This window comes from Oleiharenicola sp. Vm1 (assembly GCF_047777955.1).
Taxonomy (GTDB): domain Bacteria; phylum Verrucomicrobiota; class Verrucomicrobiia; order Opitutales; family Opitutaceae; genus Didemnitutus.
The window spans coordinates 1209372-1233935 of record NZ_CP180537.1; the positions used below are offsets into that span (position 1 = coordinate 1209372).

At 67.7% G+C, this 24564-nt stretch carries 20 protein-coding genes; 7 read left to right on the forward strand and 13 right to left on the reverse strand.

Going from position 1 to position 24564, the window contains the following annotated elements:
* Positions 1–46 precede the first annotated feature (46 nt).
* Positions 47–1069 (reverse strand): hypothetical protein, encoded by a 1023-nt coding sequence (locus tag ACMYLB_RS06325; RefSeq protein WP_415910102.1) that lies wholly within the window; start codon positions 1067–1069, stop codon positions 47–49.
* Positions 1070–1301: 232 nt separating this feature from the next.
* Between ACMYLB_RS06325 and ACMYLB_RS06330 the strand changes: the two genes are divergently transcribed.
* Positions 1302–2408 (forward strand): DUF2971 domain-containing protein, encoded by a 1107-nt coding sequence (locus tag ACMYLB_RS06330; protein WP_415910103.1) that lies wholly within the window; start codon positions 1302–1304, stop codon positions 2406–2408.
* A gap of 34 nt (positions 2409–2442) precedes the next feature.
* Here the strand turns inward: ACMYLB_RS06330 and ACMYLB_RS06335 are convergent, their stop codons facing one another.
* Complete coding sequence (locus tag ACMYLB_RS06335; protein WP_415910104.1) at positions 2443–4458, reverse strand: ATP-dependent helicase; 2016 nt, start codon at positions 4456–4458, stop codon at positions 2443–2445.
* Between the two features lie 633 nt (positions 4459–5091).
* On the opposite strand from ACMYLB_RS06335, the gene ACMYLB_RS06340 reads away from it, so the two are divergent.
* Both ACMYLB_RS06340 and ACMYLB_RS06345 read left to right on the forward strand, forming a co-directional pair.
* Positions 5092–5490 carry a hypothetical protein gene (locus tag ACMYLB_RS06340; RefSeq protein ID WP_415910105.1) on the forward strand — a complete coding sequence of 133 codons (399 nt, stop codon included), beginning with the start codon at positions 5092–5094 and terminating at the stop codon, positions 5488–5490.
* Positions 5490–7049 carry a hypothetical protein gene (locus tag ACMYLB_RS06345; protein WP_415910106.1) on the forward strand — a complete coding sequence of 520 codons (1560 nt, stop codon included), beginning with the start codon at positions 5490–5492 and terminating at the stop codon, positions 7047–7049. Before ACMYLB_RS06340 ends, ACMYLB_RS06345 begins: the two co-directional genes overlap by 1 nt.
* Positions 7050–7294: 245 nt before the next feature.
* Here the strand turns inward: ACMYLB_RS06345 and frr are convergent, their stop codons facing one another.
* The 11 genes from frr to ACMYLB_RS06400 all read right to left on the reverse strand — a co-directional run bounded on the left by frr (position 7295) and on the right by ACMYLB_RS06400 (position 16959).
* Positions 7295–7852 (reverse strand): ribosome recycling factor, encoded by a 558-nt coding sequence (gene frr / locus ACMYLB_RS06350; protein ID WP_415910107.1) that lies wholly within the window; start codon positions 7850–7852, stop codon positions 7295–7297.
* 139 nt (positions 7853–7991) lie between these two features.
* Positions 7992–8729 (reverse strand): UMP kinase, encoded by a 738-nt coding sequence (gene pyrH, locus ACMYLB_RS06355; RefSeq protein ID WP_415910108.1) that lies wholly within the window; start codon positions 8727–8729, stop codon positions 7992–7994.
* A 94-nt stretch (positions 8730–8823) separates the two neighbouring features.
* Positions 8824–10179, reverse strand: a complete 1356-nt coding sequence (locus tag ACMYLB_RS06360) for an ATP-binding protein (RefSeq protein ID WP_415910109.1) — start codon at positions 10177–10179, stop codon at positions 8824–8826.
* A complete protein-coding gene (locus ACMYLB_RS06365) occupies positions 10176–10844 on the reverse strand; it encodes a response regulator transcription factor (protein ID WP_415910110.1) in 669 nt (222 codons plus the stop codon). Before ACMYLB_RS06365 ends, ACMYLB_RS06360 begins: the two co-directional genes overlap by 4 nt.
* 12 nt (positions 10845–10856) lie before the next feature.
* Entirely contained in the window at positions 10857–11624 is a 768-nt protein-coding gene (locus ACMYLB_RS06370; RefSeq protein ID WP_415910111.1) for a cbb3-type cytochrome c oxidase subunit II, read from the reverse strand.
* The gene (locus ACMYLB_RS06375) at positions 11621–12862 is read right to left on the reverse strand and encodes a hypothetical protein (protein WP_415910112.1); all 1242 of its coding nucleotides are present in this window, start codon (positions 12860–12862) and stop codon (positions 11621–11623) included. The genes ACMYLB_RS06370 and ACMYLB_RS06375 overlap by 4 nt, the downstream gene beginning before the upstream one ends.
* Positions 12859–13542, reverse strand: a complete 684-nt coding sequence (locus ACMYLB_RS06380; RefSeq protein WP_415910113.1) for an ABC transporter ATP-binding protein — start codon at positions 13540–13542, stop codon at positions 12859–12861. The genes ACMYLB_RS06375 and ACMYLB_RS06380 overlap by 4 nt, the downstream gene beginning before the upstream one ends.
* Positions 13535–14647 carry an ABC transporter permease gene (locus ACMYLB_RS06385; protein WP_415910114.1) on the reverse strand — a complete coding sequence of 371 codons (1113 nt, stop codon included), beginning with the start codon at positions 14645–14647 and terminating at the stop codon, positions 13535–13537. Before ACMYLB_RS06385 ends, ACMYLB_RS06380 begins: the two co-directional genes overlap by 8 nt.
* 18 nt (positions 14648–14665) lie before the next feature.
* Positions 14666–15598, reverse strand: a complete 933-nt coding sequence (locus ACMYLB_RS06390; RefSeq protein WP_415910115.1) for a polyprenyl synthetase family protein — start codon at positions 15596–15598, stop codon at positions 14666–14668.
* 81 nt (positions 15599–15679) lie between these two features.
* Positions 15680–16411 (reverse strand): cytochrome b/b6 domain-containing protein, encoded by a 732-nt coding sequence (locus tag ACMYLB_RS06395; RefSeq protein WP_415910116.1) that lies wholly within the window; start codon positions 16409–16411, stop codon positions 15680–15682.
* Entirely contained in the window at positions 16408–16959 is a 552-nt protein-coding gene (locus ACMYLB_RS06400) for a YceI family protein (protein ID WP_415910117.1), read from the reverse strand. The genes ACMYLB_RS06395 and ACMYLB_RS06400 overlap by 4 nt, the downstream gene beginning before the upstream one ends.
* Positions 16960–18200: 1241 nt before the next feature.
* Here ACMYLB_RS06400 and ACMYLB_RS06405 point away from each other — a divergent pair.
* The 4 genes from ACMYLB_RS06405 to ACMYLB_RS06420 all read left to right on the forward strand — a co-directional run bounded on the left by ACMYLB_RS06405 (position 18201) and on the right by ACMYLB_RS06420 (position 24537).
* Complete coding sequence (locus ACMYLB_RS06405; RefSeq protein WP_415910118.1) at positions 18201–18725, forward strand: MarR family winged helix-turn-helix transcriptional regulator; 525 nt, start codon at positions 18201–18203, stop codon at positions 18723–18725.
* 26 nt (positions 18726–18751) lie between these two features.
* Complete coding sequence (locus ACMYLB_RS06410) at positions 18752–19930, forward strand: efflux RND transporter periplasmic adaptor subunit (RefSeq protein ID WP_415910119.1); 1179 nt, start codon at positions 18752–18754, stop codon at positions 19928–19930.
* 40 nt (positions 19931–19970) lie between these two features.
* Positions 19971–23096: an efflux RND transporter permease subunit gene (locus ACMYLB_RS06415; RefSeq protein ID WP_415910120.1), complete on the forward strand. Its 3126-nt coding sequence runs from the start codon at positions 19971–19973 to the stop codon at positions 23094–23096.
* A 67-nt stretch (positions 23097–23163) separates the two neighbouring features.
* On the forward strand, positions 23164–24537 hold the full coding sequence (locus ACMYLB_RS06420; protein ID WP_415910121.1) for an efflux transporter outer membrane subunit: 1374 nt from the start codon (positions 23164–23166) through the stop codon (positions 24535–24537).
* Positions 24538–24564: the final 27 nt, after the last annotated feature.

Below are 24564 nucleotides of genomic sequence, written 5' to 3' on the forward strand. Positions count from 1 at the left end.
AGGCAAGAGTCAGGCCTGACCCCGTCGGGTCGGCCGTCGTCGAGATTCAGTGGGCGAAAGCGTTGCGTCCGTTCAGCTGCCCCAACACTTCGTCAGCCAATTGGCTGGGAGTCTTGGTAACCTGCGAACTCCCCGCCTTTACTCGGGCGACGATTCTTTCGACCTCGCCGCTGGCTGTGACAGACAAGCGGCGATCGTCGGGTGTGTAGTAGAGAAGCCGGAGTGCAGTTACATCGCCCTCAATTGCGCCGTCGTAGCGCACTGGTGCGCCGGCCGGAGTCTTGACCTCAATTTCCAAGGCGTAGCCGACATAGGGCGAGCTGGCGTAGTTCAAACCGAGCACTTGCGACCTATGCCCCTGTCCGTAACCGACCGAAAGTTCGCGGGTCTGAGAGGGCAGACCGATGTGATTGACGAGATCTGCATAGCGGAACGGACGGTCCGCAAATTGAATGGCGAGCAGAACGCGATCGATGTCCCTCGGAGAAGCCCAGCCCTTTGAACGGGTCGATTCCGTTTCCGCTGATTTGATCTCTCCTGTAGTGACGTCAAAGCGATACTCGATGCCATCGATGGTCGTGAGCCTGAAATCTCCGTCCCAGCCCAGGCGCGGCACCATCGGATATTCGGCGAGCCATTGATAGTGGCTCGCCGACTTCACCATTCGAGAGTGATCGCGAACAAGGCTGGCGGTCGAGTGGCTCTTCAGCAGCTTCCCGTCTCGGTAGAAGGCGACGGCGAGGTCATCGGGCTTGGGACTGTCGCCCTCATTCCAAGGGCCCATGCGCACGAGATGATGGCCGTCCAAGGACAAGAAAGTCTGAAACGAATACCAGCCTTCCGTGCGCCAGATTTCGCGAAGTTCACCCGTGGACGTGAGTTCGTAGGCGATGCCGCGACTTTTGTCGCCGCGCCAGTCTTCCTCGCCGGGCGTCAGGATGAAGGCAAATCGCCCGTCTTCTGAAGCGGTGATCCTCGGTGTTGGCGCGGCAGGACTGTCGGCGCGCACAACATTCGAGAAAATACCGGCGAATAACACCGCGACGAGATAAGCGTGAGCCGTGTTCATGAGGGGCATTGGAGAACTCATGGATATTCTAGGCGTGATCCATGTCATCCGTGAAATCCGTGGTTCATTCTGCTTCGGACGGCGGAGCGAGTCGGCCTGTCAAGAGTCAAGCCATGACCCCTTCGGTTCGCTTGGGTGCTTCGGAGCGTTGCGCCGCGGGCGGCAGTGCTTTGGACCACGGATTGGACGGATGGGAACGGATTCAGCGGCTCAGGCTATTCCGCATCTATCCGTGAAATCCGTGACCAAGAAACGGCGTCGAAGGTGGCGCGAGTCCGACAGCAAACAACGGCCGGATCCCGCCGGTTTGGGCCCTGCGAGCGCATTGTGCAGGAGCTTGCCGAACCCGACCCCGGCGTGCGAAATTTCAGCGATGACTAGAGCTGATATTGAGCGGATGGATGAGATTTTCTTTCCGAATCTCGCGAGCGCGATGAAGAAGGCGTCGGCAGGCGGCTTTAGGCTCGCCTATTACACCACCGCAGAAACCGCGATGCGCATCCTAGCGAATCAAGAGGTTTGGCTGCGAAACACTGCCGTCATGAACGACTACATGGAAGTGCAGCACGGCATGCGATGCCTTCACGAAGCTTGGCAAAAAAGCGACGGTGCGAAGCGGGTGAAATCTCTTCTCGAAGAGTTGCACGCGGGCGCCGTCGCGCGCTTGGAAAGCACCTACAACAGTTGGCATACTAAAATTCAGTCGGATACATTCATTGCGTGCGTCTCAGAGCATCAAGCATCCGAAAACGATCACGGACGGCTTTCGATGTGGCGGGCATATGGCGGGAAAGCCGGCGTGGCATTCGTTTTCAAGCCAGACTTCCTATCGCAGGAAACGAATGCGATCGGCGCCTACTCACACCCCGTCTCCTATCTCGACGGATCCAATTTCGCCGTCGGATTGAACGCGCTAGCCGATCGAATGGAGCAGGCGAAGCCCTTTCTGAAAAATCGAACAGGAGATGAAATGCACAACATCGCTTTCTCGCTTTTGCTCTGGTCCGCAATCGCGACGAAACACCCCGGTTTTGCCGAAGAGCGTGAATGGCGGGTTGTAGCGGTTCCTTCGATGTGGAAGTCCGAGATCATGCGCCAAACAGTCGAAGTAGTTCGGGGCATCCCGCAACCGGTGCTCAAGCTGCCGTTGCGCAATTTTCCCGCGCACAACATATGGTCATTGGCCATTCCTGAATTGCTCGATCGGATAGTGATCGGCCCGTGCGACAATCCTCGCATCCTTGCGCGGGCTTTTAGCGAGTTGCTGTCACAAGCCGGCGTAAAGGACGTCGCCGAGAAGATTACGTCGTCGGGGATTCCTCTACGGCACTTGGTCTAAGTTGCCGGAGAGTTGAAGGGGACGACCAAATCGGTCACCAACCCCAACTGCGTTTGATGCGCAGTTCGTCGTAGAGGTTGTTCGGGAGTTCGAGGAGGAAGCGTGAGGCTTGCAGCATCATGCCGCCGGGGCCGGCGCGGGTCGCGACTCTGGGGTAGCTGATGTAGAGCTCGTTCTTGGCGCGGGTGACGGCGACGTAGAAGAGGCGGCGCTCTTCTTCGACGTCTCCGTCTTCGATCGAGCGGCGGGTCGGGAATTGGTTGTCGGCGGCGCCGATGACGAAGACGACGTCGTATTCGAGGCCCTTGGCCTGGTGCACCGTCGTCAGGCGGATGGCGTCGTCGGTGGGTTCGACTTCCTTCTCGGCGGTCTCGCCGTTGAGGAGCGCGACTTGCGTGAGCATCTCCTGCATGTCGGTGAACTGCGACGCGAAGCCGACAAAGCCCTTCAATTCCTCGAGGCGGTCGAGGTAGTCGGCGTAGGCGCCGCGCATGTAGTCACCATACCAGCCGTCGATCGCGACGCGCACGGCGTCGGCGGGTTTGCCTTCGTCCATCGCGGCGGCGACCTGCTGGAGCGAGGCGCAGAAGTTGGCCCAGTCGTCCTTGGCGTCCTTCGGGACCTTGGTCTTCACGTCGTCCTCGGCGAGGGCGTCGATGAAGTTCTTCTGCATGAGCTTCGCGTGGTCGAGCGCGGCGCCGTAGATCTTCTGCGCGCCTTTTTCGCCGACCTTGGGGAGGAGGATGGCGAAACGCTGCCACGCGAGCGTGTTGCTCGGATTGTAGACGAACTGGATGAGCGCGATGAGGTCGCGGACGTGCTGGCGCTCGAAGAATTTCACGCCGCTCGTGATGACGTAGGGGATGCCGGCGCGGGAGAGCGCGAGCTGCATCTCGAGCGCGATGAAGTGCGAGCGGTAGAGGATGGCGATTTCCTTGGGGGAGACGCCGTCGTCCTGCACGAGCGACTCGATGCGCTTGAGGACGAAGGCGGCTTGCTCGCGGTCGTCCATCGCCTGGATGACGGACGGCTTCGGGCCGTGCTTGCGGGCGGCGCGGAGTTCCTTTTCGAAGTGCTGGCCCTTGGGCGCGGTGTTGAGGACGCCGTTGGCGAAGGCGAGGATCTCGGGCGTCGAGCGGTAGTTGACCTCGATGCGGTGGATGACGGTGCCCGGGTGGCGGTCGGGGAACGTCATGATGTTCTCGAACTCGGCGCCGCGCCACGAGTAGATGCATTGCGCGTCGTCGCCGACGGCCATGACGCGGTGGTGCGAGGCGAGCTTGTCGACGATCTGCGCCTGGATGGTGTTGGTGTCCTGGTATTCGTCGACGAGGACGTGGCGGAAGCGCTGGTTGAAATACGCGGCGACGTCGGGGGCGTCGGTGAGGAGCTTGAGCCAGAGTTCGAGGAGGTCGTCGTAATCGACGACGGACTGCTCGCGCTTCGCCTTCTCGTAGGCGGCGTTGAATTTCGGGAAGAGGTGCGCGATCTCGCGGTAGTGCGGGAACTGGCGCTCGACGAGGTCGACGACGGAGCACTGCTTGTTGCGCGCGAGGGAGAGGACGCTGAAGAGCGGGCTGGGGCGCGGGTTGGTCTTGTCCTTGAAGAAGAGCTTGTCGACCGACTCGACGCACTGCTTGAGAAGCGACTCGGACTCGTCGGCGTCGAGGATGGAGAAATTTTTCGGGAGCTGGATGGCGTCGCCGAACATGCGCAGCGCGCGGTTGCCGATGGAGTGGAAGGTGCCGCCCCAGAAGCGCGCGGGCTCGGTGCCCGTGAGCTCGTGGACGCGGTGGAGCATCTCCTTCGCGGCCTTGTTGGTGAAGGTGAGGAGGAGGATCTCGCCCGGCTTCACGCCCTGGGAGAGCAGGTAGGCGACGCGGTAGGTGAGCGTGCGGGTCTTGCCCGAGCCGGCGCCGGCGAGGACGAGGAGCGGGCCCGGCTCGGCGGTGACGGCGGCGAACTGCTCGTCGTTGAGGGACGCGCGGAAGTCGATCGCGGGGGCGGAGCCGGCGGACGGGAAAGGGGAGTCGAGTTCGAAATCGGACATTGTGGGTCAGCCCTCGCCAAGGCTACGGCTGATTCGTCCCGCGGCGGAGCCGCAGGCGAAGATGACTGAAGACAGAGGACGGAGGACGGGGAGGGAAGGAAAAAGAAGGTTTCCCATTAAACGCGAAGGCGCGAAGACGCGAAGGGCCGGGACACGCCTCGGGCGCGGGTTTTGTTTACCACGGATGGAACGGATGAGGTCGGATTTCACGGATGATGCTGCGTGGATGGCGCCTTGATCCGTGATCATCCGCGGAATCCGTGGTCGATAGAAGGCCTGCGCCGGTGGCGCGTGATGCGAGCTCGGGCAGATTTCAACACAGAGGACACAGAGTTCACAGAGGAGTGAAAGCGTGGGTTCGTTTCTGTGTTCTCTGTGACCTCTGTGTTGGAAAATTGCCGGTTTGATCCGTGCAACAACGCGAGCGCGAGTGGGCTGGCGCGGGGCGGGGAGCGGACGCCGGTGACGGTGCGGCAGGATGGACGTGCGTGCGACCGCAACGGCGACGCGGTGCAGTCGGGGCCGTGGTCCCAACGGCCTGCGGGGCACCCCGCGTGCGGCACTGCCGATTTTTGGACACAGAAACGGCGTGAACGATGCGCCGCGGTTGGGGCAAAGTCGGCTTTCCACGTCATGATGACTTTCCGCCCGTCTCGTTCCCTGCATCGCCCGGTCCGGGCGCTGCTCCTTGCCACGCTCCTGCCCGGGGCCGCCGGCGCGGCGGTCGCGCCGGACGCCGATGCGCCGGTGGTGAAGCTGCCGGACTTCGACGCCGTGGCCACGCCGCTGGCGGGGCTGCCGTCCGCCGACCGTTTCGCCGGGGCGACCACGACGGTCGGCACGGAGCAGCTGAAGGACCTCGCGCCGCTCGACTTCGCCTCGGCGCTGCGGCGCACGCCCGGCGTGACGATCACGCGCTACAACCAGGTCGGCGCCTTCGGCGGCACGGAGGAGGCGCGGTCTTCCTGCGCGGGCTCGGCGCGAGCCGTCCCGGCGGCGAGATCCGGACCACCTTCGACGGCGTGCCGGTGATGAACGGTCTCTTCAACCACCCGCTGCTCGACCTGCTCTCGCTCGACGCCGCGGCCGCGCTCGAGGTGCACCACCGCGCGGCGCCGCTGGAGTTCGGGAGCACCTTCGGTGCGGTCAACGTCGCCACGCCCCGCGTGGCGGAGACCGGCCGCGTGCTGCGCGCCTCGCTCGCGGGCGGGAGCTTCGGCACCGTGCTCGAGAGCGTGGCGGCGGGCGAGCGCACGGCCGGCGGCACGGATTATTTCTTCAGCCAGGGCTACCGTCGCTCCGACGGCGCGCGGCCGGACGCCGAGGGCAGCCTGGCCAACTGGTTCTTCCGCGCCGGCCAGGCGCTGAACGAGCACTGGTCGGTCAGCTACCGCGTGAACCGTTCCGACAACCGCACGCGCGATCCCGGCGCGCTCGGCGCCACGACCGGCTCGACCCGCGGCGAGATCTACGCGACGCGCGACTGGATCCACCTCGGCGTCGCCGAGTGGAACTACGACGCCACGAGCGGCGCGGTGCGCGTCTACCGCAACGACGGCCACGGCGACTGGGTGCGGCGCGAGCTCTCCGGCGAGGCGGACAACTTCAACACCTGGCGCCTCGAGGGCGTGCGCTGGCGGCAGACGCTGCGCATCGGCGCCGGCGAGGTGCTTATCGGCGCGGATTACGACACGCAGCGCGGCACGTCGGTCTCGCAGCCGCGGAGCGGGCCGGCGGTCGTGTTCCGCTCCGGCACGACGGGGCTGTTCTCGCCCTACGCCGGCGTGAACCACGAGTGGCGGGTGCGCGGCGTGAGCGTCACGCCCTCGCTCGGCGCGCGCTACTACGAACACGACACCTTCGGGTCGCGCTGGTCGCCGCAGGCCGGCCTGGTCGTGGCCGGGCCGGAGACGCAGCTGCGCCTCGGCGCGAGCCGCGCGGTGAATTTCCCCGGCCTGGAAGTGCAGACGCTGTCGGCGTTCATCCCGCCGCTGGGCGACAGCTGGACGCGCCTGCGGCCGGAGGAGGCGGAGCAGGTGGAGGTCGCGGTGCGGCAGGCGCTCGGCGCGCGCGCGGCGGCGACGCTGACCCTGTTCCAGAACGACGTGTCGGACCGCTACGTCATCGCCTTCCCGCCGCCCCCGCCGCCGCGCTACACCAACGTCGGCGCGTATCGCACGCGCGGCGCGGAGCTGGCGGCGGAGCTCTCGCCCCGCGACGACCTGAAGTTGTTCTTTGGCGCGACCTGGCTGAACAACGAGCCGGCGTCGCTGCCGTATGCGCCCCGGCAGACCTACACCGGCGGCGTGAACTGGCGCTTCGCGGCCGGCTGGCAGCTGAGCGTCGACGCGAGCTACGTGTCCGCGATGCACGTGGCGGCGGCGAACCGCGCGGCCGGGGCGGCGAATCCGGTGGCCGTGGGCGCGCAGGCCGCGGTCAACGCCCGCCTGGTGCGGCGTTTCGCGCTCGGGGGCGACGTCATCGAGGTGTTCGTCGCGGGCGAGAACCTGACGGACCGCGATTTTGCCTACGCGCCGGGCTACCCGATTCCCGGCGTGAACGGGTTGGTCGGCGTGCGGTGGGCGCGGTGAATCTCCGCGACGCCGCAAGGCATGCGGCAGGGGCCGTTGCCCTCAACGGCCCTCGGGGATGCAGTTCGCGGCGTGGGCGAGGGCGGTTGAGGGCAACCGCCCCTACCGGCGACGATCCCCTCCAATAAAAAGCCCGCGCAGGGGGCGCGGGCGGGGAGGATTGAAAAGCGGATCGCTTATGGCGGAAGCCCGATTGCGGAAGGGCGGTTGGGACAACCGCCCCTACCGGTGCGTCGCGCGCCGGCTCAGACCGTCATCAGGTCCTTTTCCTTGTGGGCGAGGTGTGTGTCGATGTCCTTGATCGCCTTGTCGGTGGCGGTCTGGACGTCCTTCTCGAGGCGCTTCTCGTCGTCCTCGGAGATCTTGCCGTCCTTCTTGAGCTTCTTGGTCGCCTCCATGGCGTCGCGGCGGACGTGGCGGACGGCGACGCGGCCCTCCTCGGCGAGGCGGTGGGCGGTCTTGACGAATTCCTGGCGGCGCTCCTTGGAGAGCTCGGGGAAGGGGAGGCGGATGACCTGGCCGTCGACGACGGGGTTGACGCCGATGTTGGCCATCTGGAGCGCCTTCTCGATCGCGCGGGTGAGGCCCTTGTCCCACGGCTGGATCTGGATCATGCGCGGGTCGGGCGTGGTGATGGCGGCGCAGCCCTTGAGCGGCATCATGGAGCCGTAGGCTTCGACCATCACGGATTCGACCATGGCCGGCGAGGCCTTGCCGGTGTGGATGGTGGAGAATTCGTGGAGCGTGTGCTCGACGGCCTTCTTCATGCGGGCTTGGGCGTCGGCGAGGGTCTGGGTGGTCATGGAATGGCTGGTTGAGAGTTGAGGGTTGAGAGTTGAGGAACCGGAGTGGGGCGCGCGGTCGAGGGTGGGGCTGAGGCTCGGGAGATTACTTCTCTCAACTCTCAGCTCTCAACTCTCAACTGCGCGCCGCGGGGCGCGCTCAGTTGCTGACCAGCGTGCCGACCTTCTCGCCGCGGACGGCCTTGCGGATGGCGTGCTCGTCGTTGAGGTCGAACACGAGGATCGGGACGTTGTTGTCCATGCAGAGCGAGAACGCGGTGGAATCCATCACGTTGAGGCGCTGCTTGAGGGCGTCGATGAAGGTGAGCGAGTCGTATTTGACCGCGTCGGCGTGCTTCTTCGGGTCCTTGTCGTAGATGCCGTCGACCTTGGTGGCCTTCATGATGATGTCGGCGTGCATCTCGGAGGCGCGGAGGGCGGCGGTGGTGTCGGTCGAGAAATAGGGGTTGCCCGTGCCGGCGACGAAGATGACGACGCGCTTCTTCTCCAGGTGGCGGATGGCGCGGCGGAGGATGAAGGGCTCGGCGATCTGGTTCATGGGGATGGCCGACTGCACGCGGGTGCTGACGCCCATCTTCTCGAGGCGGTCCATGAGGGCCAGGCCGTTGATGACGGTGGCGAGCATGCCCATGTAGTCGCCGGTGGTGCGGTCGATGCCGCGCTTGGCGCCGTGGAGGCCGCGGAAGATGTTGCCGCCGCCGATGACGATGCAGACCTGCACGCCGAGGTCGTGGATTTCCTTCACCTGCGTGCACATCGCCTCGAGCGTGGTGTCGTCGATCGGCTCGGTGCCGCGACCGCGCAAAACCTCGCCGCTCAGCTTGAGGACGATGCGCTTGAACTTCAGTTCGCTTTGGCCAGTGGTCTTCGCTCCCATTTGGGAGGTCAGGAAACGGGGCGCGAAAAGGGGCGTCAATGGCGGAGATTCCCCGGTGACGCGCACCCGGCGGGACAGGGCCGCTTGGCGGGGTTCAGGCGCGGGGAAGCGTGACGGTCACGCGCAGGCCGGGGCGGTCGGCGCGGTTCTCGGCGCGGATCGAGCCGCCGTGCAGGTCGGCGATGGCGCGGCAGATGGCGAGCCCGAGCCCGTGGCCGCGTTCGGCGGCGGCCGCGCCGCCGGCCGGGAAGCGGACGAAGCGCTCGAAGATGCGCGCGAGCTGCTCCGGCGGCAGGCCGGGGCCCTCGTCGGTGACGGTGAAGGCCCACGCGCCGTCCTCCGGGCGCGAGTCCAGGCGCACCTGGCCGCCGGCGGGCGAGACCGCGACGGCGTTGGTCACGAGGTTGAGCAGCATCTGGCGCACGAGGTCGGCGTCGACGGCCAGCTCGCCCGCGGCGTTGTCGCCGAGGGTGAACTGCGCGCCGCGGTCCTCGGCCAGCACCTGGGCGTCCTCGGCGAACGAGGCGAGCCAGGGCGCCAGCGCCAGCGGCCGGCGGGTGATGGCGAGCGCGCCGCTCTCGGACTTGGCGATGAAGAGCAGGCGCTCGATCACCACGTGCATGCGCGCGACCTCCTCGAGCAGGTCGTCGAGCGCGGCGGTGCCGGCGGGGTCGGCCGCGAGCTGCGGGCGGAGGCGCTCGGCGTTGAGGCGGACGAGGGCGAGCGGGGTCTTGAGCTCGTGCGAGGCGTCGGCGCTGAAGCGGCGGACCTGCTCGAAGGAGGCCTGCAGGCGGTCGAAGGTCTCGTTGAGCAGGCGGGCGAGGGCGGCGAGCTCGTCGTGCCCGCTCACCGGGATGCGTTCGCCGAGATTGTCGGCGCGGATGCGCCGGGCGGTGGCGTCGATGGCGCGGATGGGCGCGAGGGTGGCGCGGCTGAAGGCGTAGCCGAGGCCCACGCTGAGCAGCGCGACGCCGAGGACGAGACCGAGGCTGATCTTCGCGTAGTCGGTGAGCAGGCGTTCCGACGGGCGCAGCGCGCTGCCGAGCACGATCTGCCACGGGCCGCGCTGGTAGGTCGAGAGCCGGACGCGGCCGAGGAAGGGCAGGCGGGTGGTCCAGTGCCGGCCCGCGGGATCGCCGGTCGGCAGCAGGGTGTCGCCGAGGTTGTCCGAGCGGAAGACGATGCGGTCGCCGCGCGAGACCTGGATGAAGAAGAGCGCCGCGTCGCTGTCGGCGTCGTGGGAGATGCGGCGCTCCATGTCCTCGGCGGAGAGCGAGGTGTCGTCGCCGAGCAGCTGCCCGATCTCCTGCGCCTCGACGTCGTGCAGGAGTTCGAGGCCGTGCTCGATCTGGTGGTTGAGCAACAGGCCGCCGGCGAGCAGGACGGCCACGGTGAGCGACGTGACGAGCAGCGCGAGGCGCCGGGTGAGCTGGACGCGGAAGGAGCTCATGCCAGCTGGTAGCCGGTGCCGCGGACGGTCTTGATGAACGGCGGGCCGCCGGGCCGCTCGAACTTGCGGCGCAGGCGGCGCACGTAGACGTCGATCAGGTTGGTCTCGAGGTCGTAGGACGCCTCCCAGACCTTCTCCGCGATCAGGGTGCGGGTGAGCACGCGGCGCGGATTGAGGAGGAAGAGCTCGAGCAGGGCGAACTCGCGCGTGGTCAGCTCGACCGCCTGGCCGCCCACCTCCGCGGTGCGCGAGAGCAGGTCGAGCTTCACGCCGCCGTGCTCGAGCACGGTCGCGCGCGGCCCGGTGGCCTGGCGGCGCAGGAGCGAGCGGATGCGGGCGACGAGTTCGTCGACGCTGAAGGGCTTCGGCAGGTAGTCGTCCGCCCCGAGGTTGAGGCCGCGGATGCGGTCCTCCACGGCGTCGCGCGCGCTGAGGATGAGCACGGGCTCGTTGAAACCCGCGCCGCGCCACTCCTGCAGCAGGTCGAGGCCGTCGCCGTCGGGCAGGCCGAGGTCGAGCACGACGGCGTCGTAGGGCGTCTCGGCCAAGGCGTCGCGCGCGGCGGCGGCGGTATCCACGAGCGTGACCGTGTAGGCCTGCTCGGTGAGCGCGTTCTCCACGAAGCGCCCGACCTTCCGTTCATCTTCGACGACGAGGATCTTCATGCGGTTCTCCCTTCAAGGCTTCTGCCACGAACGGACGACCCGGGCGAGCCCAAGCACGTCGGCGTCGGGCAGGTATTCGTGGCCGGCCATGGGCGAGCCCGGCAGGCCGAACTTCACGATGCGCGCCAGCGCGAGCTCGACGTCGGCCGCGGCCGCCACGTGCCGCCAACCCTGCGCGGGCCAGTCGGGCGGGCGCACGCTCAGCCGGGCGGCGAGCGGGCCGTCGCCGCGGCCGGCCTCGCCGTGGCAGGGCGTGCACAGCTGCTGGAAAAGGCGCCGGGCGCGCACGGGATCGGCGACGGCGTCCGCGGCCGGGCGCCAGGCCGCGACCGCGGTGAGGCGGGCGGGGATCGTGTCCGCGCCGAGCGAGGCGAGGTAGGCGACGAGCGCCTCGCCGTCGGAGGCGTCGGTGCCGTCGAACAGGTGCGCGTAGCCCGGCATGCGCGAGCCGGGCGAGACGGCGCGCGGGGCCGCGAGGTGGAGGCGGTTCCACTCGGCGCTGCGGCGGTTGCCGACGCGGGCGAGGTCGGGGCCCTGCCGGCGGTTGCCGGGCAGCGGCGGCCGCTCGGCGAGCAATTGCCCGAGGTCGCTGGCCGGGCCCCAGCGCTCGACGTCGGCCGCGACGTGCGGCCGGACGTATTGCGAGTGGCAGTGGATGCAGCCCTCGCGGATGTAGACCTCGCGGCCGCGGGCCACGAACGGGTCCGCGTCGTCGGCGCGCGCGGACGGCCGTCCGGCGGCGAGGACGAGGAGCGCGGCGAGGAGGGCGGCGGCTTTCATGCGCGGCGGAAGTCCGCCCACCAACGGACGGAGGCGAGGAGCATGACGGCGCCGGCGGCGAGGCGCAGCCCGAGCAGCGCCTGCGTCCAGGCCTCGCTGCGGAACAGCTCGGCGGCGTGCTCGCGCTCGACCGCGCCGAGCGCGAGGAGGGCGGCGACGTGCAGCGCGCAGCCGAGTTGCCAGGCGGCGAACACCCCGCGCGGTGCCGGGCGGCCGGCGAGCGTCGTGAGCAGGACGGCGTTCACGCTCGTGACGAGTCCGGCCATCGCGAGGTGCGCGTGGCCGACGAGGCCGTGGGTGAACTTCAGCGCCTCGGAGACCCCCGGCAGGAAACTCACCCAGCCGCTGGCGACGAGCAGCGCCCACCACACGAGCGCGGCGCGCACCCACGGCCGCGCGGCGTCGCTCCAGGCGTGGTCGAGCCAGAAGCGCGCGAGCAGCGGAATCCAGAGCAGGAGCGAGCCGAGCGCGGCGATCGCCGAGGCCGCGTGGTGCGAGACGTGGCCGTGGCTGATGACGGCGAAGAGCAGCCAGCTCGCGCCGAGCAGCGCGCCGACGACGCGCGGCCGCAGGCGCGGGTGCGCGGCGCGCACGCCGAGCAGCGCGGGCAGGAGGAGAAAGATCGTGACGATGCCGAGCGTCGAGCCGAGCAGCGCCGCGCCGGTGGCGCCGCCGCTATCGGGATTCACCGCCGGATACACCTCGCGCCCCATCGCCCAGAACAGCGCCTGCGGCACCGGCAGGAGCACCGCGAGCAGCCCGCCGCGGAGCCAGCGCTCGCGCGGGGCGAGCGCGGGCCAGGAGCGGAGCGTCGCCCACGCGAGCACGCCCCAGAGGATGAGCATGGCGGCGGGCAGGAGCGGGCGGGCGAGGCCGGTCCATTCCAGGAAGAGTTTGCCGCTCTCGTGTCCCGTCAGCCAGCTGACGCCGCCGAGAGCGAGCGCGAGCGACCACGCGGCGAGCGCGGCGCGGGCCGCGGCGAGGCCGCGGTCGTCCAGGAAGCGCGCGAGCAGCACGCCGACGACCGGCAGGGCGGTCCAGCCGTAGAGCTGCCAGTCGAGATGCAGCGGCATCCAGCGGCCGTAGGTGAACGGCGCGATCCGGTCGCCGACGGCGGGCCAGAGCAGGACGGTGGCGAGCCAGACGCCGACGAGATTGGCGGCGACGAGCCAGCCGAGGCTGTGCCGCGCCACGGAAACGGCCTGGGCGGCGGAAGTCCGGCCGCCGGCGCCGTTCACGCTGTCACCTCGCTCAACTGCCCGTCGCGCACGCGCACGATGCGGTCGCAGGCCTCGGCGAAACGCCGCTCGTGCGTGGCGAGGACGACGGCGATGCCGTCGCGCGCGGCCAGTTCCTGGAGCAGGCCGAAGACGGCCTCGCCGGTGTGCTCGTCGAGCGAGCCGGTGGGCTCGTCGGCGAGGAGCAGGCGCGGGGAATTCATCAGCGCGCGGCAGATGGCGACGCGCTGGCGTTCGCCGCCGGAGATGTCCTGCACGCGGTGGTCGAGCCGGTGGTCGAGGCCGACGCGGCGCGTGAGCGCGCGGATGCGCTCCTCGGCCGCGGCGCGCGGCGTGCCGACGGCCAGCGCGGGCACGCGGAGGTTTTCGCCGACGGTGAGGTCGGCGATGAGGTTGTGGAGCTGGAAGACGAAGCCGAGGTGGCGGCGGCGGAGCACGAGGCGGTCCTTTTCCACCCGCGGGTCGAGGCCGCAGACGCTCAGCTCGCCGCGGTCGGGCACGTCGAGTCCGCCGAGGAGGTGGAGCAGCGTGCTCTTGCCCGAGCCCGAGGCGCCCCAGAGGGCGACGAGCTCGCCGGCGCGGACCTCGAGGCTGACGTCGCGCAGCACGGCGATGCGGCCGGCGTCGTAGGATTTGCTCACGGCGCGGACGGTGGCGAGGACGGCGCGGGCGTCACTCATAGCGCAGCGCCTCCGCGGGCTGGATTTTCATGGCGAAGCGCGCCGGGTAGATCGCGCCCAGGGCGGCGGTGACGAAGGCGGTGACGACGATGCCGGCGAGCACGAGCGGCTGGAGGGTGGCCTGGATGTAGCCGTTGAACTGCGGCACGCGCTCGAGGAGGGCGAGGAGGGCGAAGCCGAGGGTGAAGCCCGCGGCGACGCCGGCGGCGGCGATGGTCGTCGCCTCGCCGAAGATGAGCCCGGCCACCTGCGCGCCGGAGAAGCCGCAGACGCGCAGGATGGCGATCTCGCGGATGCGGGTGAAGACGGAGAGCAGCATCGTGTTGGCGACGCCGAGGCCGCCGAGGCAGAAGGCGCAGATGCCGACGGCCCAGGCGGTGAAGTTGAGGATCTTGAAGCTGTTGTAGGTCGAGTTGAACTCGCGGTTCTCCAGCGCGATCACGCCCGGCTGCGCGGCCTCGAGCGCGCGCTTGAAGGCGGCGCCCTGCGCCTGGTCGCGGAGCTTGACCGTGACGACCGACGCGGCGCCGGCGCGGTGGAAGAACTCCTGCGCGGCCGCGAGCGGCAGGAAGACGCCGCCGTCCTCGAAGCCGTTCTCGGTCTTGAAAATCCCGCCGACGCGGAAGCGGCCGCGGCCGATCTCGACCTCGTCGCCCGCGCGGGCGGCGAGGAACTCGGCGGCGCGCGAGCCGAGGAAGATCTCGCCCGCGCGGCGGCCGAAGTCCGCCGCGGTGCCGGCGCGCCACTCGGCCTTGGCCAGGCGCGGGTCGGCGGCCTCGACGCCGAAGCAGGTGATGACCGGCCGGCCCGGTGCGGAGACGATGCCAAAGAGGACGGGGTGCGCCTCGGCCACCTCGGGCCGGGCGCGGATGGCGGCGACCTGCTCCGGCGTGACCGAGCTGAAGAAGAGGTCGGAGACGTTGCGCTCGAAGACGAGGTAGTGGCTGTCGCTCGAGAGCAGGCGCTGGAACATGCCGATCGCGCCGGTGACGATGGCGAGGATGGCGAGCATGGCGGCCACGCCGAAGGCGATGCCGGCGGTGCCGATGAGCGCGCGCCAGTGGTGGCGGCGCAGGTTGGTGAAGACGAGGGAGAGGATGTTCATGCGCGCGGGCGCGACGGGTCACGCGGCATGATGCTGGGCCTCCTCCGGGCGGTCGGGCGGGCGCACGAACGCCGCGTGCACCGTCCACAAGTAATCCCAACGCCGTCCGCCGCCAGCCCGGAGTGACTGCAGGGCGCGGCGCGCCTGGCGCTCGAGGCGGATCCAGCGCGCGCGGGCGCGGTCGGCGCCGAGGGCGAGCGCGAGGTTCGGGCGGAGCAGGAGCCGGTCGCGGCCGGTGGTCTTGCCCGCCGCGGCGGAACTGGCGAGGACGTCGCCGAGGTCGTCGGCGATCTGGTAAAGCTGGCCCCAGTAGACCGCGAGCGCGGCCAGGGCGCGACGCTCGGCGCGCGTGGGGCGGGCGAGCGCGGCGGGCAGTTCGAGCGCGAGCGTGAGCAGCGCGCCGGTCTTGCGCGCAGCGATGCGGCTGACGACGGCGGCGGAGCGGTCGGTGTGCGCGAACGCCAGGTCCCAGGCCTGGCCGCCGACCAGGCCCTCGAGACCGAGGCAGCGGTCGAGCGCCGCCGCGGCGCGGCGGCGGACCGCGGCGGGCTGGCGGGCCAGCGCGCGGGCGACGAGCGCGTAGGCGCGGTTGATGAGGGCGAGCGCGGCGAGCAGCGCGGTGGCCTCGCCGTAGACGCGGTGCACGCAGGGCTGGCCGCGGCGCTGCACGGCGTCGTCCATGCACGGCAGGTCGTCGAGGACGAGCGAGGCGGTGTGGAAATACTCGAGGGCGGCCGCGAGCTCGAGCGCGCGCGGGCGGGCGAGGCCGTGGGTGCGGGCGGCGGTGGCGACGAGCCGGCCGCGGATCAGCTTGCCCGGGTGCGCGGCGTTCTGGCGCAGGGCGGCGAGCAGGCGCGGCTCGCTCCGGGCGGCGGCCGGCAATTCGCGCAGGAGCGCCGCGCGCAACGCGCGATCGGACGCGGCAGGCGGGGAGAGGCGGGCGTGGCTCATCGCGGTTGGCGGGACGGGCAGCTGACCGCCGTCGCGGGCCGCGGGTTCCCTCCGGCGATGCGCGGCGGCGGGCGGCAACGGTCAGTCTTCGTCATCGTCGTGGTGGCGGCCCGCGGCGTGGTCGCCGTCGCCGCCGTGGCGGAGGTCGACGGCGGGCAGGCCGAACGGCAGGCGGATCGCACCGGCTTGCGGATCGTAGGCGCGCACGAGCACGCCCGCCCAGAGGCCGAGCAGCAGCATCGTGGTGAGGCCGGCCAGCGCGTAGGGCCGGGCGAGCGCGGCCGCGGGCGGGGCGATCTTCCGGCCGTCGAGCATGGCGGGGGCGAGGTTTTCGCCCGCGCGCAGGCGATGCAGGACAAGGCCGGCCAGGTGCAGGCCGATCGCGCCGGTCAGGACGGCGGCGAGGCCCTCGTGCAGGTCGTCGCCGCTGGCGAAGCCGGTGGCGATGACCGCGCCGGCGACGGCGAGCATCCCGAGCATGACCCAGGCGGCGAGAGGATTGTGGCCGGCGTGGACTTTCGGCGGCCGCCCCGGCCACAGTCCGGCCAGCTGCCGCCGCAGCGCGGCGGGAGCGAGCGGCCAGCGCGTGAAGCGCGCCTGGCCCGGCCCGACAAGTCCCCAGAGCACGCGCAGCACGAGCGCGCCGCCGGCGAACATGCCCGCCAGCACGTGCCAGGCGAACAGCGGGTGCTCCTCCTCCACGGCGAAACCGAGCAGCAGGGCGACGGCGAGTCCGCCCGCGAAGGCGGCGTGGAGCACGCGCACGGGCAGGTCCCAGATGAGCTGGCGCGACTGGACGCGAGAGGTGTTCATGCCGCCCTCGCCTGGAAGTGGAACTTCACGTGCACGACCGGATCGACCTTGAGCATCAGCATCACCTTGATCACGGGCAGGCCGTAGTCGCGCGTGTCGATCGGGGCCTCGCCGTCGATCGCGTAGGTGGCGCCGTCGTGGGTGACGGTGACGGGGAAGCTGAGCTCGTGCGTGACGCCGTGGAAGGTGAACTGGCCGCGCGCGCGCAGGGCGCCGCCGGCGTCGGCGCTGAGCGCGGCGAGCGTGAACTTCGCGTCGGGGAAATCCGCGGTGTGCTGCCAGTCGTGCATCGCGGCGTCGCGCTTCTCCTTGCCCGTGACGACGTCGCGGAAGTGGAACGCCAGCTCGGCCGTCGTGACGTGGCCGGCGTCGTCGACCGCGCCGCTAAACTGGTAGGCCTTGAGCCGGCCGGTGAAGGAGTCGACCGTGGCCTTCACGGCGATGTCGACGGTGGACTGGTCGTAGTCGCACTTCAGCGCGTGGTCGGCGGCGGCGAGCGGCCCGGCGAGCGCGAGGGTGGCGAGCAGGGGCAGGAGACGGGAGTTCATCGCCGCAGTGTCGCGGCGGAAGATGAACGTGCGTTGAACACCGCATGAACGTTTGTTCATGGATCCGCCCGTGGGGAGGGGGCGGCGCGTCCGATGCCCGTCGCCCCGTCCGCCAATTTTGGCTGCCCAAGCTGGACAGAATCACGAACTTTTTGGAGCGAATCAGGGCGTTTTCCGAGACATTTCCCTCTCGCGTGGGCCAGTTGTGTCAATTCGCTGGAGCGAATGGGGCGGCTTTCCGGGCATTTTAGCGCAGTGGATTCGCTCCATTCGCTTCAAAAAGCCTCACCCTAACGGAGTCGAACTATAATCCTAACGAGCATACATTCGAAGTCCATGCGGTGCGAGTGTGGACGATGTTGTGGTGGTATCCTCAAATACTTGTGCCCCAATAGGTGTGCGTAGCGCCAGACTCGTAGCGTAGCGGGATTTTGTCGCGGTGCATGTACCGCAAACGCAGCTTCTGCCGAACGATCACCCGAATTCGGATCTTCACTTTGACTCTGATGGATTCCAGCGATGCGGCCCGAGGTGACCTGCTCCCGAGCCGGGTTGGTTGTGAAGTTGGTTTACTGACACAGGATTCGGGTGCAAGTGCAGGATCGCTCCGGTCCCAGGAGCCCCCACCCGGGGGGCTCGCGCGATTTTTGCCGCAAACTCGCTGGGTGTGAGCCCGCGAGGGCTACGCTAACTATTATGGATGCGCGAGTGGTGCAAAGAGAGCGAGCACCGGCAGCCCAGCGGCGTCTGAGCGTTACCGTCGGGGTCGAGCGGGACCGGGCGTCGCGCAGGTGTGGGAGCGGAGCGAAGGCGACAGGCGGGGAGTGGAGGGAGGAGTCGGCGCCGGCGGGAGCGCGGCAAGGCCGCCGGTATCACGACCGGAGAGCCTGCGACCGGGAGCGATCCTGGCGAATGGTCGTGCTCGGACGACGAATCGCCAGAGGCGGCCGTGAGCGCGGAGGCCAAGCCGTCTCCGCCCGCAACGAGTGGTCGGAGCCGCAGTCGAAGCAGAGCACCGGCGCAGTGGCCGGTCCCGCTCGTGCTATCCAAGCCGGCCTTGGTCGGTGTCAGGACGGCGTTCTTTGCAGCGAACACACGTGAGTCGGCACACCTCCAGTTGCTCTTGTAGCAGTCGGCACTTACGCCGCGACGACGCGACCATGAGCTGTTTCCATTGTCTGATACGCAATAGCTATCAGTTCAAAAACCATAAAGTCTCAGCGGTGCAGGGGAAATCGGGTATGCTCCACGCCATGTCGGCCCTGGTAAGCGATCATCATATTAGGGATTCGTTGTTTGAGCTTTCGCGGACGCAGTCGGCTGCCGAGGAACTCAAATGTCGTGCAATTCTGCGGCTGGTGGACGTGTCTCAGGCGTTCGGTGATGAGTTGCGACGGCAGTTGGGTGCCAGCGGCCTCACCGAGGCTGGGTTTCTTGTCTTGGCGCATTTGATCCATGGCGAGCCTGCGGGCGAATCACCCACTGAAATCGGTCGGACCCTTCCTCTTTCCCGTCAGACGTTCCGCGATGTGCTCGGGCGCTTGGAGGTCTCCCGGCTGATCTCGCGCGAACACGTGGCGGGCAATTGTGAGCATTCAATCATCAGCGCCACGGACGATGGGAGGCAGGCATTCCAAGCCGCCACCGAAAGCGCCTTGAAACTCATCAATCTCATGGCCGCAGATTTGGATGACAGGGAAAGCTCCCTTTTGGACCTGACGTGCATCCGACTTAATCAGCAGCTCAGCAAACTCAAGACCACCTAGACTCCCAAGCGACCTCTATGCATCCCTTGCGCATCATCAAGAAGCTCGGTTCCGTTTCTTGGCTCGCCGCCGCCCTCGCCCTTTTTGCCGCCGGCTGCTCTCGGTCGGCTCCGACTCCGCCGCGCCCCGGACCGGTCGAGGTGGAAGCGGTCGAAGTAACCACGGCCCCCGTGGCGTTCACGCGCGAATTGCCCGGCCGGACGGCAGCACGGCGCATTGCCCAAGTGAGGGCGCGCGTCAGCGGCATCATCCTCAAGCGCCACTTCACCGAGGGGGCGGACGTGAAGGAAGGCGAATTGCTCTACGAGATCGATCCCGCTCCCTATGCGCTGAATCTGGCCCGGGCGCAGGCTGAACTCCAGCGGGCGGAATCCAATCTGGCCGCAGTCAGACTCCAGGCCGAGCGCTTCAAACCCCTCGTCGCCACCAACGCGATCAGCAAGCAGCAATACGACGACGCGGTCGCCTCAGCCGGAGTGGGCGAAGCTGCGGTGGCGGCGGCGAAAGCCGCCGTCATGGCGGCGGAGCTCGACCTGGGTTACGCCAAGGTCACCGCTCCGATCAGCGGTCGCATCGGCTTGGCCGAGGTCACCGAAGGCGCCTACGTGCAAGCGGGGCAGGCGACGTTGTTGGCAACGGTGCAGCAAATCGATCCGATCTACGTCAACCTCGTGCAACCGAGCACGGAGATCGAACGCATGCGCCGGGAATTCGAAAGCGGGCGGATGCGCAAGGACGGCGACGGCCTCCCCGAGGTCACGCTGCTGATGGAGGACGGAACGGAATACCCCGTTCGCGGCCAGTTGGAGTTTGCGGACATCACTGTGGACCGCTCGACGGGCTCAGTGACGCTGCGGGCCCTGTTCCCAAACCCCGACAAACGCATCCTGCCGGGCTCGTTTGTGCGCGCGCGCTATGAGGAGGGCGTCAACCCCGCCGCGTTGCTGGTGCCGCAGCAGGCGGTGTCGCGGAATTATCGCGGCGATCCGACCGTCTATGTGGTCGCGGCCGATGGAACGGCGGAACTCCGCCCGTTGAAAGTCAGCCGCGCCTACCGCGACAACTGGGTGGTCGATTCGGGGCTGAAAGTGGGCGAGAAGGTCATTGTCTCCAATCTCCAGCGGATTCGGCCGGGGGTTCCGGTGAAGCCGGTGCCGCTCGCCGCGACACCCGCAGCGCCGGCCGCCAAGGAACGCCAACCCTGACGAGCGCCCTCCGGCAAGCGTCATCCAAATCTGATTCTCCATGGTAAGATTCTTCATTGATCGCCCTGTCTTTGCGTGGGTGCTATCCATTCTCGTGATGGGTGCCGGCCTGCTGTCGATCCGCTCGCTGCCGGTCGCCCAGTATCCGAACATCGCTCCGCCGCAGGTCGCCATTTCCGCCACCTATCCCGGCGCCTCCGCCGAAACGGTCGAGAACACCATCGCGCAGGTGATCGAGCAGAGCCTGACCGGCATCGACAACGTGCTCTACATGCAGACCACGAGCGATTCGGACGGCAACGCGACCATCACGATCACGTTCCGCTCCGGCACCGATCCGGACATCGCCCAGGTGCAGGTGCAGAATAAGCTGCAGTTGGCGATTCCGCTCCTGCCGCGCGACGTGCAGAACCTCGGTGTCAAGGTCCAGAAGTCGGTCCGCAACTTCTTGGTCGTCTATTCGTTTTATTCGGAGTCCGGCGCCCTGACGCGCGAAGACATCTCCGACTTCCTCAATTCCACGCTCAAGGAACCGATCAGCCGCATCCCCGGCGTCGGCGAGACGGTCGTATTCGGCTCCCAATACGCGATGCGCATCTGGCTGAACGCGGACCAGATGACGAATTACGGCATCACCGTGGCCGACATCACCAATGCGCTGGCTGCGCAGAACGCGCAGGTTTCTGCGGGACAGTTCGGCGGCAGCCCGGCGATCCCCGGGCAGAAGCTTAACGCCACGATCACTGCGCGCAGCCGTCTGCAGAGCCCGGAGGAATTTGCCGAAGTGCTCCTCCGCACCAGGCCGGACGGGAGTGCCGTTCGCTTGGGGGACGTGGCAACCATCGCGTTGGGCGGCGAGAACTATGCCATCGACGCATTCTTCAACGGCCACCCATCTTCGGGCATGGCGATCCGGCCAACGGTCGGCGTCAATGCGCTTGAGACCGTCAAGCAGCTCAACGCCTATCTGGCATCGCAGGAGTCGTTTTTCCCGCCGGGGCTGAAATACACCGCGGCATTCGACACTACGCCGTTCATCCGCCTCTCGATCGAGGAGGTCGTGAAGACGCTCATCGAGGCGATCATCCTCGTGTTCCTAGTGATGTATCTGTTCCTGCAGAATTTCCGGGCGACACTCATCCCCTCGATTGCGGTTCCGGTGGTGCTGCTGGGCACCTTCGGGTGCATGGCGGCTTTCGGATTCACGATCAATACGCTGACCATGTTTGGTTTGGTGCTGGCGATCGGCCTGCTGGTCGACGACGCCATTGTCGTCGTCGAAAACGTCGAGCGCGTGATGGCGGAGGAGGGGCTGTCGCCCAAGGAGGCCACGCGCAAGTCGATGAACCAGATCACCGGGGCCTTGGTCGGCATCGGTCTCGTCCTTTCCGCCGTGTTCATTCCGATGGCGTTCTTCGGCGGAGCGACCGGCATCATCTACCGACAGTTCTCGATCACGATCGTCTCCGCGATGGCCTTGTCGGTTTTCGTGGCGCTGACGCTCACGCCGGCGCTCTGCGCCACGCTGCTCAAGCCCATCCCGAAGGGGCATCACGACGACAAGCGCGGCATCTTCGGATGGTTCAACCGGAGCTTCGGCCGGGCCACCAACGCCTATATTTTCGGTGTGGACGTTTCGCTGCGGCGCTGGGGGCGCTCGCTTGTCGTCTATGCCGGCATCCTCGTGGCGATGGGTGTGGTTTATGTTCGCATCCCGTCGTCTTTTCTCCCGGAAGAGGATCAAGGCGTCCTCATGATGCAGGTGCTGCTCCCGGCTGGCGCCACGCAGGAACAGACCAGCACCGTGCTGAAAAAGGTGACCGACCATTTTCTGACAGCTGAAAAGGACTCCGTCGAATCAGTGTTTTCGGTGGCCGGGTTCAGTTTTGGCGGGCGCGGCCAGAATGCCGGCCTCGGCTTCATCAAGCTGAAGGATTGGGAGCATCGCACTTCCGAAAGTCAGCGGGTTGCCGCAGTGGCTCGCCGGGCGATGGGTTACTTCTCGCAGTTGAAAGACGGTCTGGTCTTTGCCTTTCCGCCGCCGGCGATCATCGAGCTCGGCACAGCGAACGGCTTCGAATACCAGCTCATCGACCGGTCGGCCCAAGGGCATGAAGCGCTGATGAAAGCGCGCGGACAAATGCTCGGGATGGCGGCTTCCGACGCGAGGATCGTCAACGCCCGCCCGACGGGCTTCGATGACGTGCCGCAGTATAAGCTTAAGATTGAGGACGACAAGGCGAGCGCCCTGGGCGTTTCGCTCGGCTTGGTCAACCAGACGCTCGCCGCAACGTGGGGATCGTCTTACATCGGCGATTTCAGCCATCGCGGGCGCGTGAAGCGCATCTACATGCAGGCCGACGCGGCCTACCGTATGAACCCCGAGGATCTGAATCGCTGGCACGTTCCGAACGCGGCGGGTGATCCGGTCCCGCTCGACGCCTTCGTCGGCGGGCAGTGGTCGTTCGGTTCGCCCTTGCTCTCCCGCTTCAACGGCCTGCCGGCGATCACGATCCAAGGGCAGGCTGCACCCGGCCGAAGCTCGGGCGAGGCGATGACGGCGATGGAGGAACTCACGCGCAAATTGCCGCCGGGATTCGACTACGCCTGGACCGGTTTGTCCTACGAGGAAAAGCAGTCCGGCGCGCAGGCTCCGGCGCTCTATGCCATTTCGCTCTTCGTCGTGTTCCTGTGTCTGGCGGCTCTCTACGAAAGCTGGTCGGTGCCGTTCTCGGTGATGCTGGTGGTCCCGATCGGCATTCTCGGCGCGGTGTTGGCCGTGTTCATGCGCGGCTTGTCCAACGACGTCTATTTCCAGGTCGGTTTGCTTACGGTGGTCGGTCTCTCGGCTAAGAACGCGATCCTGATCGTTGAATTCGCCCGCGACGGCTACAACCGCGGCATGAGCCTGATCGACGCGACATTGCTCGCCTGCCGCCAGCGCCTGCGCCCGATTGTGATGACTTCACTGGCCTTCGGGCTCGGCGTCCTGCCTCTGGCCATTGCGCGGGGCGCGGGTTCCGGCAGCCAGAACTCCGTGGGCACCGGCGTGCTCGGGGGCATGGTCACCGCCACGGTTTTCGCGATCTTCCTGATTCCCGTTTTCTATGTGGTCGTGGCCCGGCTCTTCAAGGTGAAGCCCGAACCCGCTTCCGACCAAAACTGAAAATCTTCCGACCATGCGTCCATTTGCGATTCTAGCCTTCGGTTGCGCCCTGCTTGCGGGATGTTCGATGGCACCCAAATACACCCGCCCGGAGGCGCCGGTCGCCGCGCGCTTTCCCACGCACGAGCCGGAGACTGCTTCATCGGTTCCGTCGGCGGCCGAGCTGGCTTGGCAGGATTTCTTCCGCGACGAGCGACTGAAGCGCATCGTGGAGCTCGCGCTCGAAAACAACCGGGACCTGCGCGTGGCCGCTCTCAACGTCGAGCGCGTGCGGGCGGTCTATAACATCCAGCGTTCGATCCTCATCCCGAGCGTTGACGCCACCGGACGCATGAGCCGGGAACGCACACCGGCCGAGTTTAGCGCGTCCGGCCAGCCTGTCACGGGCTCGGTCTACAGCGTGGGGCTCGAGATGCCCTCCTATGAACTGGATTTCTTCGGCCGGGTCGCGAGCCTGCGCGACCAGGTGCTCAACCAATACCTCGCCACGGAAGAGGCCCGACGCAGCGCCCAAATCGCTTTGATTTCGGCCGTGGCCCGCCAGTATCTCGCCGCGTTGGCAGCGAGGGAGCAGCTTGAACTGGCGAAGGAAACACTCGCCGCGGCGGAGCATTCCTACGAGCTGAGCCGGCAGGGATTCGAGGGCGGGGTGCGGTCGGAACTGGACTTTCGCACCGCCGAGGGCCAGCGCGAAACCGTCCGCGCGGCGGTGGTGGCGCAGGAACAGCGACTCGCGCAGATCGAGAACGGCCTGGTGCTGCTGGTCGGCGCGCCGCTGCCGGCGGACTTGCCTCCGGCAGGTTCGCTGGCAACGCAGGCGCTGCTTGAAGACATCCCCGCGGGTGTGCCGGCTGACCTCCTGACCCGTCGTCCCGATGTGCGGGCGGCCGAACATGCGCTGCTTGCCGCCAACGCCAACATCGGCGTGGCGCGCGCCGCCTTTTTCCCGTCGATCAAGCTGACCGCGTTCGCGGGCTCGGCCAGCGCTGAACTCTCGGGACTGTTCGAGGACGGCTCAGGCCGTTGGAGCTTCGCCCCGTCCGTGACCCTGCCGATCTTCGCGGCCGGCCGGAACAAAGCCCGCCTCGACGTGGCTTGGATCGAGCAGCGCATCGAGATCGCCAACTACCAGAAAGCCATTCAATCCGCTTTCCGCGAGGTGGCTGACGCCCTCGCAGTGCGCGGGATCATTGGTCGCGCCATCGCCGCGCAGGAGGCGAGGGTGCAGGCGGCCCAGCGCCGGCACGATCTCACGACGCAGCGATTCGACGCCGGCATCGACCCCTATCTGAGCGTGCTGCTGGCGAAGCAGGAACTCTTCGCGGCGCAGCAGGCGCTCATCGACGCTCAACTTGCCCGCTTGTCCAACCTGACCGCGCTTTACGCTTCGCTCGGCGGCGGATGGAAGGACGAATCCTCCAACGCACCACCGAGAAAATAACCCCGTCAGCCCCCAGCAGGCTGCGCG